At 43.1% G+C, this 12,974-nt stretch carries 15 protein-coding genes and 1 pseudogene; 6 read left to right on the top strand and 10 right to left on the bottom strand.

The annotated features are described in order from the left end of the window. The first annotated feature begins 35 nt into the window (after positions 1–35). A complete protein-coding gene (locus tag NSQ49_RS16115; RefSeq protein ID WP_159867930.1) occupies positions 36–1,103 on the top strand; it encodes an NAD(P)/FAD-dependent oxidoreductase in 1,068 nt (355 codons plus the stop codon). A gap of 284 nt (positions 1,104–1,387) precedes the next feature. Here NSQ49_RS16115 and NSQ49_RS16110 read toward each other — a convergent pair whose 3' ends face one another. Beyond that, entirely contained in the window at positions 1,388–1,711 is a 324-nt protein-coding gene (locus NSQ49_RS16110) for a YuzD family protein (RefSeq protein WP_159867933.1), read from the bottom strand. 182 nt (positions 1,712–1,893) lie between these two features. Here NSQ49_RS16110 and NSQ49_RS16105 point away from each other — a divergent pair. Then, positions 1,894–2,115 (top strand): annotated as a pseudogene (locus NSQ49_RS16105) (NifU family protein); the annotation flags it as partial. A gap of 54 nt (positions 2,116–2,169) precedes the next feature. On the opposite strand, the gene thrB reads toward NSQ49_RS16105, so the two are convergent. The 5 genes from thrB to yutH form a co-directional block, all read right to left on the bottom strand. Beyond that, complete coding sequence (gene thrB, locus NSQ49_RS16100) at positions 2,170–3,105, bottom strand: homoserine kinase (RefSeq protein ID WP_285871202.1); 936 nt, start codon at positions 3,103–3,105, stop codon at positions 2,170–2,172. After that, positions 3,102–4,163, bottom strand: a complete 1,062-nt coding sequence (gene thrC, locus NSQ49_RS16095) for a threonine synthase (RefSeq protein ID WP_251284844.1) — start codon at positions 4,161–4,163, stop codon at positions 3,102–3,104. The genes thrB and thrC overlap by 4 nt, the downstream gene beginning before the upstream one ends. Beyond that, positions 4,160–5,458, bottom strand: a complete 1,299-nt coding sequence (locus NSQ49_RS16090) for a homoserine dehydrogenase (RefSeq protein ID WP_159867942.1) — start codon at positions 5,456–5,458, stop codon at positions 4,160–4,162. Before NSQ49_RS16090 ends, thrC begins: the two co-directional genes overlap by 4 nt. A gap of 195 nt (positions 5,459–5,653) precedes the next feature. Beyond that, a complete protein-coding gene (locus NSQ49_RS16085) occupies positions 5,654–6,616 on the bottom strand; it encodes a 2-hydroxyacid dehydrogenase (protein WP_251284845.1) in 963 nt (320 codons plus the stop codon). 71 nt (positions 6,617–6,687) lie between these two features. Then, positions 6,688–7,695 (bottom strand): spore coat putative kinase YutH, encoded by a 1,008-nt coding sequence (gene yutH, locus NSQ49_RS16080; protein ID WP_251284846.1) that lies wholly within the window; start codon positions 7,693–7,695, stop codon positions 6,688–6,690. Positions 7,696–7,952: 257 nt separating this feature from the next. Here yutH and NSQ49_RS16075 point away from each other — a divergent pair, with 257 nt between their 5' ends. Then, on the top strand, positions 7,953–8,456 hold the full coding sequence (locus NSQ49_RS16075) for a phosphatidylglycerophosphatase A family protein (protein WP_159867951.1): 504 nt from the start codon (positions 7,953–7,955) through the stop codon (positions 8,454–8,456). Between the two features lie 335 nt (positions 8,457–8,791). Here NSQ49_RS16075 and NSQ49_RS16070 read toward each other — a convergent pair whose 3' ends face one another. From NSQ49_RS16070 to hepT, 3 genes are all read right to left on the bottom strand, one after another. After that, a complete protein-coding gene (locus tag NSQ49_RS16070) occupies positions 8,792–9,559 on the bottom strand; it encodes a TIGR01457 family HAD-type hydrolase (RefSeq protein ID WP_159867954.1) in 768 nt (255 codons plus the stop codon). A 175-nt stretch (positions 9,560–9,734) separates the two neighbouring features. Next, the gene (locus tag NSQ49_RS16065; protein ID WP_159868052.1) at positions 9,735–10,361 is read right to left on the bottom strand and encodes a helix-turn-helix transcriptional regulator; all 627 of its coding nucleotides are present in this window, start codon (positions 10,359–10,361) and stop codon (positions 9,735–9,737) included. A gap of 60 nt (positions 10,362–10,421) precedes the next feature. Further along, positions 10,422–10,862, bottom strand: a complete 441-nt coding sequence (hepT, locus tag NSQ49_RS16060) for a type VII toxin-antitoxin system HepT family RNase toxin (protein ID WP_159867957.1) — start codon at positions 10,860–10,862, stop codon at positions 10,422–10,424. A gap of 229 nt (positions 10,863–11,091) precedes the next feature. On the opposite strand from hepT, the gene NSQ49_RS16055 reads away from it, so the two are divergent. Next, positions 11,092–11,358, top strand: coding sequence for a DUF3055 domain-containing protein (locus tag NSQ49_RS16055; RefSeq protein ID WP_159867960.1), 267 nt, complete (start codon positions 11,092–11,094; stop codon positions 11,356–11,358). A 101-nt stretch (positions 11,359–11,459) separates the two neighbouring features. Next, complete coding sequence (locus NSQ49_RS16050; protein WP_159867963.1) at positions 11,460–11,747, top strand: cytosolic protein; 288 nt, start codon at positions 11,460–11,462, stop codon at positions 11,745–11,747. 39 nt (positions 11,748–11,786) lie between these two features. On the opposite strand, the gene NSQ49_RS16045 is transcribed toward NSQ49_RS16050, so the two are convergent. Then, positions 11,787–12,062, bottom strand: coding sequence for a YutD family protein (locus NSQ49_RS16045; protein WP_159867966.1), 276 nt, complete (start codon positions 12,060–12,062; stop codon positions 11,787–11,789). A 168-nt stretch (positions 12,063–12,230) separates the two neighbouring features. Between NSQ49_RS16045 and NSQ49_RS16040 the strand changes: the two genes are divergently transcribed. Further along, positions 12,231–12,917 carry a YhcN/YlaJ family sporulation lipoprotein gene (locus tag NSQ49_RS16040; protein WP_159867969.1) on the top strand — a complete coding sequence of 229 codons (687 nt, stop codon included), beginning with the start codon at positions 12,231–12,233 and terminating at the stop codon, positions 12,915–12,917. The last annotated feature ends 57 nt before the right edge of the window (positions 12,918–12,974 follow it).

The following is a 12,974-nucleotide window of genomic DNA, read 5'->3' as shown; positions in this document are numbered from 1 at the left end:
CAGCAATCAGTACGGACATAAAGGGGAAATATACTATGAAAAATCTTGTGATACTTGGCGGAGGCTATGGCGGCATGAGGGCACTTGCCCGACTTTTGCCCAACCAGCTTCCCGATGATGTCTCTATTACCTTAATAGATCGTGTGCCTTATCATTGTTTAAAGACTGAATATTACGCTCTTGCTGCCGGTACCATTTCTGACCAGCATGTGCGTGTATCCTTCCCTGAACATGAAAGATTGACCATTAAATACGGTGAAATAACAAAGATCAGCATTGAGGAAAACAAGGTTTATCTTCAGGGTGAAGAGCCTGTTTCATATGACGATATTATCATTGGGCTTGGATGTGAAGATAAGTACCATAACGTTCCGGGAGCTGACATTCACACATATAGCATCCAGACTATTGAAAAATCCCGCAGAACATATGAAGCTTTAAATAATCTATCACCCGGCTCTGTTGTTGGAATTGTCGGTGCAGGATTAAGCGGAGTGGAACTGGCTTCTGAATTAAATGAAAGCCGTCCGGATTTGAAAATCAAATTATTCGATAGAGGGAAGCATATACTATCTGCCTTCTCCGAAAGATTAAGCACCTATGTAGAAAGCTGGTTCTTAGAACATAATGTAGAAATTATCAACCAATCCAATATTACTAAAGTAGAAGAAAAGACCCTTTATAATCATGATGAAGCCATCCAATGTGATGCCATCGTATGGACCGCCGGCATCCAGCCGAACAAAGTGGTTCGTGATATGAATGTTGAAAAAGATCCGCAGGGACGCGTAGTTTTAACAAAACATCATAATATTCCCGGAAATGAACATGTATATGTGGTAGGGGATTGTGCGAGCCTTCCTCATGCACCAAGTGCCCAGCTTGCAGAAGGGCAGGCAGAGCAAATTGTTCAAATCCTGTTGAAACGCTGGAAAGGCGAAGAGCTTCCTGAAACATTGCCAGTTATCAAGCTTAAAGGAATTCTTGGATCACTGGGCAAAAAGCACGGTTTCGGACTGGTGGCAGAACGCCCTATCACAGGCCGAGTGGCCCGCCTGCTGAAGTCCGGAATACTTTGGATGTATAAATACCATAATGGATAAGAAAGCGGCCTTGCCTTACCGATCTGTTGCATCTTGGGAGGCACGCACTGGATAGTAATTGAAGCAATGTTATACCCGAAAAAAACGAGCATCCGAATCGATGCTCGTTTTTTTAACCCTAATTGTTTTTCGCCTATCAGTGATGTCCATTGAGTTCTGCTTTTGGCTGTTCAGCGAACAGTGCTCCGGGCAGTTGGTCTCCCTTGATGCTGCCGCGTCTCCGGGTCTTACCTGCCCTGCAACTTCCCTTCAGCTGCACCAGCTTTGGAATACAAAAGGCCTTTTTAAACAGACTGATACCCGTACTTTTCCATTTCAGCATAGATCGTTTTTAATTTTGGATTCCCTTCACCAACAATTTCATCCTCAATCAGAACAACCGGGTAAAACATATCTTCCTCTATTACTCTTAGTGCGAATTCCTTTTTAGCCTCTTCTTCAGGTGGATTATGAATGTCAACATACACAATTTTAAAAGGCTGATTGGCAAATTTTCGGGATAGTGCTGCCTCCAGCCACTCATAAGTTTCCTTTGATGATGGCAGGTTCACACAGCTTGGACAAAGCTGTTCCGCACCATAAACTGTGATCTCAATCTCTTTTTTCACTCTTCTTTCCCCCTATGCTGAACTTGTTCTTCCCTTCATTTTACAACATTAACATTGAGCAGCGCAGTAAAAATATTCTCCTAATGAGTGGAAATTACGTTCTTGGAATAGATTTTTATGACTGATTTGATTATAATAAATGTATGGAAAGGAGTCGATTTCACATGGCAGAACAAACAACTATGACTGAACAAGTTCAGGAAGTATTAGATAAATTGCGCCCATTCCTTCTTCGCGATGGCGGGGACTGCGAATTGGTCGATGTTGAAGATGGCATCGTTAAATTGCGCCTTCTTGGTGCATGCGGCAGCTGCCCAAGCTCAACGATTACGTTGAAAGCCGGTATTGAGCGCGCTCTTTTGGAAGAAGTACCTGGTGTAGTCGAAGTAGAACAAGTATTTTAATTTTTCCTTTACAAAAAGCGATGTCTGCATGACATCGCTTTTTTTTATTTGGCTCTATACGAATTGGCCGGCTTCCAGCTCAGCTGGGCTTTTTTTTAAAACCGTACAGCCACCCTGATCAATTTCCAGTGGAAGTATTTCCATGTCCGGGAGCAGCCTCTTAAGCCCTTCTGCCACTGCAGGAGCACATCCAGTCTCAGCCAGGCAGAGCACCGCCGGTCCGGCACCGCTTAAGGCAACTCCAAATGCTCCGAGCCCTGGTGCTGCTTTTTCAATAACCTCCAAATGCGGAACCATCTTCTTTCGATAAGGATGATGGAACAGGTCTCCACTCATCATCTTGCCTGCCAGGGCGAAATTCCCGCTTAGCAAGGCTGCTACCATGACATTGCCGACTGCGCCGGCCTGGACTGCTTCCCTAAAGGACCATTCTGAAGGCAGAACGCCTCTCGATTCCTTTGTAAGGAGCTCTTCTTTCGGGACCACTGCTATAACATCAAGTTCTATGCTTTTAATATTTTGAACAGATACCTCTTCCTCTGACAAGCAGCCAATAACGAGGCCTCCGAGCAGGGAGGCGCCTGCGTTATCAGGATGGCCCTCCATGCAGGAAGACAGCTCAAGCTTCTCGTACTGTGTCAGCTGGAGATCACATAGGACATCAGCTAATTCAATCCCTGCCACAATGGCTGCTGCACTTGACCCCAGTCCCCGTGTAAGAGGGATGTCACTGGAAATGCGCGCCTTACATCCTGTAAGCTCTCTTCCATACTTCTTCGCAGTATTCATAGCAACTTGAAAAATAAAATTGGATTCATCCGAAGGATAGATGCTTAGCGGCTCTGATATTGGTATCATTTCAAAATGATCAGCCTTCTCGGCTTCAAGCGTTAAATATAAATTTAAGGCAAGGCCAATCGAGTCAAAGCCTGGTCCGAGATTTGCCGTGCTGCCGGGTACTTTGATGACAACCATTTCACCTTCGCTCATATGTGGACGGCTCCCTTGATAAGATCCGCTACTGCTTTTTCATCATTTGGAAGCAAAACAGGCTTAACAGGGCTGCAATCTATAGCTGTATTTGGGTCCTTTAGTCCGTTCCCAGTCAGGATGGCCACCACTTTTGTTTTATGAGGAATCTCTCCATTGCGCAGCTGTTTATATACCCCCGCAAGTGAAGCACAAGAAGCTGGCTCAGCAAAAATGCCTTCAGATGAAGCAAGTTTACGGTACATGCACAGAATCTCTTCGTCGCTGACTTCATCAATTTTTCCATTTGATTCCGACAATGCTGCATTGGCTAAGCCCCAGCTCGCTGGATTTCCGATTCTGATGGCTGTTGCAACTGTTTCAGGACTTTCAAACACACGGTTATGAACAATGGCTGCTGCACCTTCAGCCTGTACTCCGTGCATTCTTGGAAGACCTGTACCCCTTACTTCATTGTACTCTTTAAATCCTTTCCAATAGGCAGAAATATTGCCGGCATTTCCGACTGGCAGAGCCAGGATATCCGGAGCGCTTCCAAGCTGATCACAAATTTCAAAGGCCGCTGTTTTCTGTCCCTCAAGCCGATACGGATTAACTGAGTTTACGAGAGTAAAAGGTTCTGTTTCGCTTATTCTGCGTACCATTGCAAGCGCCTGGTCGAAGTTCCCTTCAATTGATACTACTTCCGCTCCATACATAACAGCCTGAGCAAGTTTACCCATGGCAATTTTCCCTTCAGGGATGACTACCACACACCTCAAGCCGGCCCTTGCGGCATATGCAGCGGCAGCTGCAGAAGTATTTCCGGTGGAGGCACAGATGATGGCATCGCTTCCTTCTTCTTTCGCCTTTGCAACAGCCATAACAATGCCTCTGTCCTTAAATGAACCTGTAGGATTTGCTCCTTCTGTTTTTACATAAAGGTCAATGCCCCAGTCCCTTGAGAGCTTATCCAGTCTGATCAGGGGAGTATTGCCCTCATTTAAAGTAAGCATTGGTGTATTTTCATTTACTGGCAAAAATTCTTTATATGTCTTAATTAACCCTTCCCATCTCATACTCTGGCACTCCCTTCCACACGATACGAACTTTTAATTGTTTGAACTGCCGGCAAATCTCGTAAACTTACTAAAATATCCTCATAATCCTGAAGAGATGCCTGGTGGGTAACCAGCACAATCTCAGCGAGCCCTTTTTCTTTTAAAGGAAGCTGCAGGATTTTCTCGAAACTGACATGATGCTCTGAAAAAATAGATGTGATGTTGGCAAATGTCCCTACTTCATCTTTTACATGCAATCTTAGGAAATACTTCGAATAAATTTCATCGGCACCCTTTAATTTCTTATCATATTGTGGGGCAACTGCGCTTTTCCCATTGACGCCAAGACGCATATTTTTCATGACCCCCACGAGATCAGATACGACTGCTGTCGCTGTAGGAAGACTGCCTGCCCCAGGTCCGTAGAACATCGTTTCCCCTACTGCTTCACCATATACATATACTGCATTGTATTCATCCTGAACTGATGCAAGGGGATGGGACTCGGACAGCAAAGTAGGCTGGACGCTTACTTCAACCTTCTCTCCCTCGCGATGGGCAATCCCAATCAGCTTCATGGTGTATCCAAGCTGCCTGCCATACTGAAGGTCCTCTTCTGTAATCTCCGTAATGCCTTTGACCTTTACGTCATCAAGGTCAATATTCATTGAAAAACCCAGTGTAGACAGGATCGCCATTTTCCTTGCTGCGTCAAGGCCCTCAACATCTGCAGTCGGGTCGCTCTCCGCATATCCCAGCTCCTGTGCTTCTTTCAGAACGTCCTCATAGGCACTCCCATTCTTGCTCATCTTTGTCAAAATAAAGTTCGTTGTCCCATTCACAATTCCCATCATTTTAGTAATTCTATCAGAAGCCAAACCATCTACCAGTCCTCTTAAAATGGGGATGCCGCCGGCAACACTCGCCTCATAAAAGAGATCACACCCGTTTTGTGAAGCGCTGGCCAGCAATTCAGGACCGTAAACCGCCATCAGGTCCTTATTTGCCGTCACCACATGCTTGCCATTATCCAAAGCTTTCTTTAAATGGTTTCTGGTTTCTTCTATACCGCCCATTACTTCAATCACTACATCTATATCAGCATCATTTAAAATTTCTTCAGGATTAAGCGTCAGCAAATCCCTGTCCATTTTAACTGCTCGTTCTTTATTTACATCTTTAACAAGAACTTTCTTTACAACAACCGGACAGCCGACCTGGTGCATAAGTTTATCCTGATGTTTCTCAATGATTTGCACGACACCTGATCCAACTGTTCCTAACCCTAATAAACCGATTGAGATTGATTCCACGCTAGCTCCCCCTTTGAGTGTTCACTATGTAAGTACATTTGTATTTGTATAGTAGACATTATAGGGGGGAATTGGGATTTTTACAATAGGGAATTTTCCGAAAAAACAGGATGGAAGCGCTTAACACACCATTCTATTGCACTTTAAAATTTTTTTACTATCAATAAAGGCACCCTTTATGGATGCCTTATTCCTCTATTTGACTGGTGTCTTCGGTTTCTTTTCGGAAAGAACTAGATCAATATTCTCCACACACAGCCGCATCATGCTATAACGCGTTTCAATGCTTGCACTTCCGATATGCGGCATAGCCACTACATTTTTCAGCTCCAGCAGAGGGTGATCTTCGCCAATTGGCTCCTCTGCAAAAACATCCAATCCTGCCGCTGCAATTTCTCCTGCCTTTAGTGCTTCATATAAATCATGTTCATTTACAACCGGCCCTCTTGATGCATTTACAAAAACGGCCTTGTCTTTCATCTTCTGGAATGCATTTCGATTAAATAAATTTCTGGTTTCCTCTGTCAATGGCGTCAGGCAGACAACGAAATCTGACCTTTCGAGCAGCTCATCAAAGCTGACATACTGGGCTCCCAGTTCCTGTTCTGCATCCGGCTTCCTCGAGCGATTGTGATATATAATCTCCATATCAAATCCAGCAGCGCGCTTTGCCACTGTTTTTCCGATATTCCCCATCCCTACAATCCCGATAGTTTTATGATGGACATCCCGGCCTGCCAAGAGCAGCGGGCTCCAGCTCTTCCAATCGCCTTTCTTCACGAACTCAGCAGCCTCCACCATTCGGCGGGCTGCAGCAAGCACAAGCGCAAATGTCAGGTCGGCTGTGGAATCATTTAATACCTCTGGTGTATTGGTAATTGTAATACCGAGCCTCTTCGCTGCATTAACGTCCACATTATCATAGCCGACAGCCATATTGGCCACGATCTTCAGCTTCTCTCCCGCCTTCAGAACTTCCTCATTTACCGGATCTGACAGCACAGTCAGAAGGGCATCCGCCTTTCCTGCTTGTTGGAGCAATACATCGTAAGGAACCTGCACATCTTCCCGATCCCACATTTCTACAATGTATTTGTCTTTTAATATGGCGATAACATCTTCAGGCAGTTTCCTGCTGATAAATACATATGGTTTCATTGGAATATCCCCTTTTCACATTCTCAGCTTTATGTTCCTTTCGCCAAAAAAGGGGAATTTCCCTGCTTTTTTCAGCTCTTGATCCAATTTACCAGAGGAATCCTCAGTTTTTTTATCGGGACTTCGGCAAAATCGAAAAAATTGCCCAGAAAACGCTCATGGTCATCAGACTGCCAGAGATACTTCTGGAGGCGCTCCTGAAGCACCAGTCTCTGCTGCTCAGAATTGGTGCTATAATAATCCTCTATTGTTTCAAAATAATGGAGTGGAAACAAAAGACGGGCATAGTATAAACGCCATGAAAAGGAGGATAATCTCCCTACACTTTGATATTCTGATAAAAATTGGCGTAGTTCCGGCTGATACGTTTTGATATTATGAAAGTATTTTTCCCGTGTCCATTCCGCCAAGTCTCTGGCCGAGTGGTCAAATACCCAGTCAAATGGATTTTTCATATAATAACTGTCTCCCCAGGTGGCAGATGTTAGTCTAATATGACAAACAGTTCCGCTGTCTGCCATTCCGGGTTCATCATCAAGCTCAGTATCCACCAGATACTGTATTGAGTTTTCAGCCAGTCCCATATAGTATGGAAACGACTCTAAAAACATCCTCTCAAAATCATTTTCGGGTTTTTGGAAAAGCATATCATTCCATACCTTTTCCATTTGGTCAAGCCGCTGCTCCCAAAGCTGTTTCCATTGCCCAATCCTGCTGGTTTTTTTCACAGGAAAAGAAATGCTCCTGCCTCTGTAATGGAACTTTGCCAGCTTTCGTCCAAACTGATTCTGCTTTCTGTTCAGGGTATGACGATTAACTAAAATGCAAAAGCGGCTATCATTCCAGTCAATGGACTGCTTGCCTTCCTTTGTTTTCAAAAAAGTGCTTATATTTCTATCTCCGTTATTGACCAGGTGTTCTGCCATCCGATCCAGTTCATCAAGCTCTTCTTCATCCATATGCCCCGCAGGCACAAGCAAATAAAGATGCCCCTGTTTCCGGCACGCATCATACTTTCCTATTCTTATTGTATCTTCTGCTTCTATGCCAAATTGTTCTTTCAAAAGCTTTCTAAACATTAAACCACCTCACTCTTAAGAGATCCTTAAGGGATATATATGATAGAAGGCTTCAAAACTTGTTGTTTTCTTGGATAAGACTGTGTACCATGGAAATGATATAGAAAATGAATTTTTTCCGTTACAGCCAGAGTGGGCATATTTGATAAAAAAAGGGTATATACATAGTGAAAAGAATCTAAAAGTGCAATACACAGGTCCCTTAAAGACCTCATGTACTTACCGCAATCATCTATAAACCAGAAAAGGTGAAGCCAATGAATGAAGAAAAAAAACCAGTTAATATTACAGAGCAGACAGCACGTAAATGGCTACATGAAAGAGGGGTTGAAATACAGGATATAGCTGATTTGGTGTTCTTCCTGCAGGAGAAATATCACCCCGATTTACAGATGAAAGATTGCATTTATAATGTTGAGCGTGTTTTATCAAAAAGAGAAGTGCAAAATGCCATTTTGACGGGAATTCAGCTTGATATGCTTGCTGAGGAAAAGAAACTCCTGGAGCCTCTGCAAACGATTATCGCTACAGATGAAGGATTATACGGTGCAGATGAAGTATTGGCCTTATCCATTGTAAACGTGTATGGCTCAATCGGATTTACCAATTTCGGATATATCGATAAATTAAAGCCGGGCATTCTGAAGGATTTGAACGATAAGAGTTCAGGCAGATGCCATACATTCCTAGATGATATTGTAGGAGCTATTGCTGCCGCCGCATCAAGCCGGCTTGCACATAGTGCTGAAAATGCGGAATAAGAAAAGCGCAAGCGCGTTGCCTACGAATGAACGCAGACTAAGAACGCCACGTCCTGTGGCAACGTCTGCATGATCCCCTTCCTGGGGGCCACATGCACAAGACGAGCCTCTCGAAAAGGCGCCTTTTTGGGAGGCTTGCTAGAAAAGTGGAGGACGACAGGCATAAGACGGTTACCTAGTAGGAAACGACTTATGACCCCGAGAGTCCCTAGGCGCCGCAACTGGACAAGCTTGTGACCTCGAGAGGGCAGGCGCTGGAGCTAGACATTTCTCGAACTTTAAATCATACTTTCTTATCTTTTAAAAAAGGATGGAGACTTTTCTCCATCCTTTTTCTATTTGAAGTCCCAATCCGCTAATGAATCGAGCACAAAATCCGGCTGTCTCTCATAGCTCTTCAGTAATTCTTTCGTTGTGACGCCTGTATGGACAAGCAGGGTATCCATACCTGCATTCATACCTGCTAAGATATCGGTATCATAGTTATCTCCAACCATCAGAGTTTCTTCCTTTGCGGTTCCCAGAACCTTCAAAGCCTGCTCCATGATAATTGATTCAGGCTTGCCGATAAACACAGGCTGAGTTTGTGTCGATACAGTGATGACAGAGGTTAATGATCCATTACCCGGCAGCAGACCTCTTTCTGTCGGAATGGCAATATCTCCGTTTGTGGAAATGAAAGTTGCCCCATTCCGGACAGCCAGACAGGCAATGGACAGCTTTTCATAGTTAATTGAGCGGTCAAGCCCTGCCACAACGAAGTCTGCATTCTCCTCTGCAAAGCTTAGCCCCTTTTCAGACAGTGCTTCCCGTATTCCTTCTTCTCCGATGACAAATACGGAAGCATCATTTTGCTGTTCATATATGTAGTTGGCAGTGGCCATGCTAGTTGTAAACACCTGCTGCTCTTCAGCAGGAATGCCAAACTTCACCAGCTTATCCGCCACCTGGCCTGGTGTTCTTGTCGAATTATTTGTCACAAACAAATAGGGCAAATCCAGTTCGCGAAGCTTTTTGACAAATTCAGCAGCCTCACTAATCAGCTCTGTTCCGCGATACATCGTGCCATCTAAATCGATTAAATATCCTTTATATTTTTCCAAAACCATTCCTCCATATGCTCATGCATTAATTAGTATCCCTATAAGTATTGCTTTTTTTCTTGGCTATAGCCCATAAAAGCTATCTTAAAGGAACAGGGTGAATTGTGCAATTATTCACGTTTACCGGAGATGCGGCATTTCCCGCAAAAAAAACTCCTTGAACAGGAGCCCTCGCTTAATCTTGCTTTATTATATAATGACAGCATCCATCCCCCGCAGCCATGCAGGATTTGATATCAACTTTATCTGCTGAAAGAAAATCTTTGATAAATTCCTTTTCAGATCTGCAGATTTGTTTAAATTCCTCTGCAGTTTCAATATATGGACAATTGAATTCTTTAAGATGGACCTGGCCTTCCTCTAAACGGACTTCTGGCATAAAGCCTTCATGCAGCAGGATTTCTTCCAGAATTTGAAGCTTTTCGGAGAAGGATTTCCCAGCTGTTTTGAACTCATACTGATGTATGAGGCGGCTTTTTTTCCTGGAAAACAACTCAGTAATTAAATGGCCGTACCCCATGCTTTTTAATTCTGTTAATAATTCCACACTTAGCTGCTTGTATTTTTTCGGAAACAGATCTTCTCCTTTGGCTGTTAGCTGATAAAGCTTGGAAGGGCGACCTTTTGTTTGCCTCTGGATAGCAGATGTAATAAACCCGTCCTTTTCAAGGACCTGAATATGCTTTCTAACGGCCATTTCGGATATTTCCAGCTTGCGGGCCATTTTCAATATGGATTGCCTGCCCGCGGTTTTGATTAGCCTTAGAATCATATCTCTTGTGGAGTTTTCTCCAATTTGCATCACATTCACCGGCCTTCTCTTTAATGTGCCATAGAGAAAAAGATCGGATTTCTCCGATCCTTATTGAGGTTTAAAAGCAGAAACCGGTCCGAGTTCATTAATCAAATACTCTCTGACCCTGCCTGGAAACTTTTTAATCATAGGAATATGGCTGCTTATCGCTGCCTTTAGCTCCTCATGATTGACATCTGTGTAGTTTTGGACGAGCACTTTCCGATATGTAATGAATTGTTTAAAGCTTTCGCTCATTTCTTTGCTGATTACTTTTTCATCATCAAGAATATCCACAATATCATCGTAGCTGCCTGGATCCCTCATGATAAAACCGTCTATCATCGTATTTCCTATATCCAGGATTGCTTCAATCATAATTTGGGCAACTCGTTCCAATGCTGCCTTTTCAATAGGGGATGTCCACTCTTTCACTTCTTCAAAAAGGGAGATTTGCTGTTCAAGATAACTGAGTGTGACTTCAATCTTTTCCCTGTCTACGAAATACATAATGCGTCGTTCCTCCTATGAAGATTTCAGGCTCCTGGTTAAAGCATCTGCCCTGCACCCGTGTCATCCACAGCCACCCGAAACCCTAAAGTTCTCTTTACTTCTTTATTGTATATAAAGTTTTCAATACCTTCAATGGGATTCACCTTGAGTAATTTCAGTTCTTGGGGGATAAACCTTAAAAAGACATGCTATAATCGGTATATAAAACAGCTAAGGAGTGTTATATTTGGCAGAACGCTTTTTCTTATATGATGATCTTGAAGATACAAAAACCAGATTTGTCAGCTTTATGGGAGAAAATCAGCGATTCGATTTAGCTATCATTCGTTCAGATCGCTATTACGGCAAACAATTGGTCCTTGATATCCAGGGAAGCCGCTTTGCCATCATTGGAGAAGATGACTTAAAGGAAGAAGGCTATCTTGAGCATGTTTTTCAGCTTTCTGAGGAAGATGCAGAGGACCTTAAATCATTTCTGACGGAAATCGTTTAATATACGATAATGAACAGATACTAAAGGGGAACCTATTTTAATGGGTTCTCCTTTTCTTCTTTATAGACCCTGCTTCATATAACTTCCTAAGGAGTGATGGCATGGACGATAAAGAAAGACGCACATACACCGATTTCTCAAATGTGGAAACACAAAGGAACTTCCTGATTCCTGAGGACTTGCCTGAAGGTGCGTACGGCGCTCCCAGAAATGCGGATGAACCCGTAGAGAATAAAAGCACCCCTTGGCAGGAGGGCCAGCGCTATTACAGCGCCTTTAACTATGAGTTCAAGTCCCTTCATCAAAACTTGCCTCGGCAAATGCCAGGGGCACATCCACCGCATGATGACCCTGATAAAAACGAAGAACCGCCTTACACAGAGACTTAAGGAAAGCCAATAAAAGGGCCGGGTTTCCCCCTGCCCTTTTTAGCTTTTAACCTTTTTCACAACAAAATAGGCACAGCCGAAGTTACAGAATTCGTAAAGGTATTCTGTAAGTGTGCTTATTTTTGTATCAAATGAAGCCTTCTGGCTCTGGTCATCGAAAAAACCGCGGAGACGCAGCTGTCCATATCCCCAGTCTCCAACGATATAGTCATATCTGGATAAAATTTCGCTATATCTCCCCCGAAATGCTTCTTCATTAAAACCATTCCGCTCTTCCTGGATCAATTCATAACAAATATTATTAATGCAAACCAATTTTTTCACCTCATTTTAAGAGCATATCTAACAGTATTATATTGGAAAGAACAATGATATGAAACAAAACCAATAATTTGTCTTATTTAAATTATAACTGATTCACCATCAATTACTAAGAGAAAAAAATTCAGGCGTGGCAATTCTATAAATGAGGAGGTGTTTATAATGAAGAAATCACTAATCATTCTAGGCATTAGCGGAATAGCTGCATTGACTGCATGCCAAAATAATGCCGCAAAAGAAGATATCTATGAAGAAACCGGCCACACCATAAATGTAAATGATCAGCGTGCTGACTTATATAATCGGGATACGGGCAACGGAAGAAACGGCCGAAACAATGTTGGAGAAGATTTCGGATATGTACGCCATCAAAAAAGCCCTATCATGGGAGATAATGTTTCAGCAGATCACTATGCTGCCATTGATCGTGAACAGGTTGCAGACATAATCGGCAAATACTGCACAGAAATTCCGAATGTGGATGATATTTCAACACTTGTAACGGATGAAGAGGTCTTGATTGTATACAACACTGATACAAAAAATCGCAGCCAGACAGCTGATCAGGTTAAAAAGATGGCCATGTCTGTGGTGCCAAGATGGTATCATGTTTATGTCAGTGATGACACTTCATTAAGAAGAAATGTTGAAAACTATGCAACAGTTGATTCAGATGGACGAAATGCTGAACACGGCATTAACCAATTAATCAAACAAATGCTCAAATCTCCTCAGGGAGAAAAAATGAGCGAAAGTGAAAATGAAAACGGTGAAATGCAAGGCGAAAGAAACGATGACATGGATAAAGATGACCTTGGAGAAGCCGTTAAACGAGCAGGGAACCGTTAACCCAAAATTCTTATTACAAAAAAGAGAGTCCAGCGATGGCGCTGGGCTCTCTTTACT

The organism is Cytobacillus sp. FSL R5-0377 (genome assembly GCF_038004385.1).
Taxonomy (GTDB): Bacteria; Bacillota; Bacilli; order Bacillales; family Cytobacillaceae; genus Cytobacillus.
The sequence above is the reverse complement of the archived record's forward strand: the minus strand, read 5'-3'. Positions and strand labels throughout refer to the sequence as shown.

What these genes read in the sequence shown, in the direction of transcription:
- NSQ49_RS16085 (WP_251284845.1), bottom strand. Translation starts at nt 6,616, where the DNA reads ATGAAACCATATGTATTTATCAGCAGGAAACTGCCTGAAGATGTTATC.
- thrB (WP_285871202.1), bottom strand. Translation starts at nt 3,105, where the DNA reads ATGAGCGAAGGTGAAATGGTTGTCATCAAAGTACCCGGCAGCACGGCA.
- thrC (WP_251284844.1), bottom strand. Translation starts at nt 4,163, where the DNA reads ATGAGATGGGAAGGGTTAATTAAGACATATAAAGAATTTTTGCCAGTA.
- NSQ49_RS16065 (WP_159868052.1), bottom strand. Translation starts at nt 10,361, where the DNA reads ATGCAAATTGGAGAAAACTCCACAAGAGATATGATTCTAAGGCTAATC.
- NSQ49_RS16040 (WP_159867969.1), top strand. Translation starts at nt 12,231, where the DNA reads ATGAAGAAATCACTAATCATTCTAGGCATTAGCGGAATAGCTGCATTG.
- NSQ49_RS16050 (WP_159867963.1), top strand. Translation starts at nt 11,460, where the DNA reads ATGGACGATAAAGAAAGACGCACATACACCGATTTCTCAAATGTGGAA.
- yutH (WP_251284846.1), bottom strand. Translation starts at nt 7,695, where the DNA reads ATGTTTAGAAAGCTTTTGAAAGAACAATTTGGCATAGAAGCAGAAGAT.
- NSQ49_RS16075 (WP_159867951.1), top strand. Translation starts at nt 7,953, where the DNA reads ATGAATGAAGAAAAAAAACCAGTTAATATTACAGAGCAGACAGCACGT.
- NSQ49_RS16115 (WP_159867930.1), top strand. Translation starts at nt 36, where the DNA reads ATGAAAAATCTTGTGATACTTGGCGGAGGCTATGGCGGCATGAGGGCA.
- hepT (WP_159867957.1), bottom strand. Translation starts at nt 10,862, where the DNA reads ATGTATTTCGTAGACAGGGAAAAGATTGAAGTCACACTCAGTTATCTT.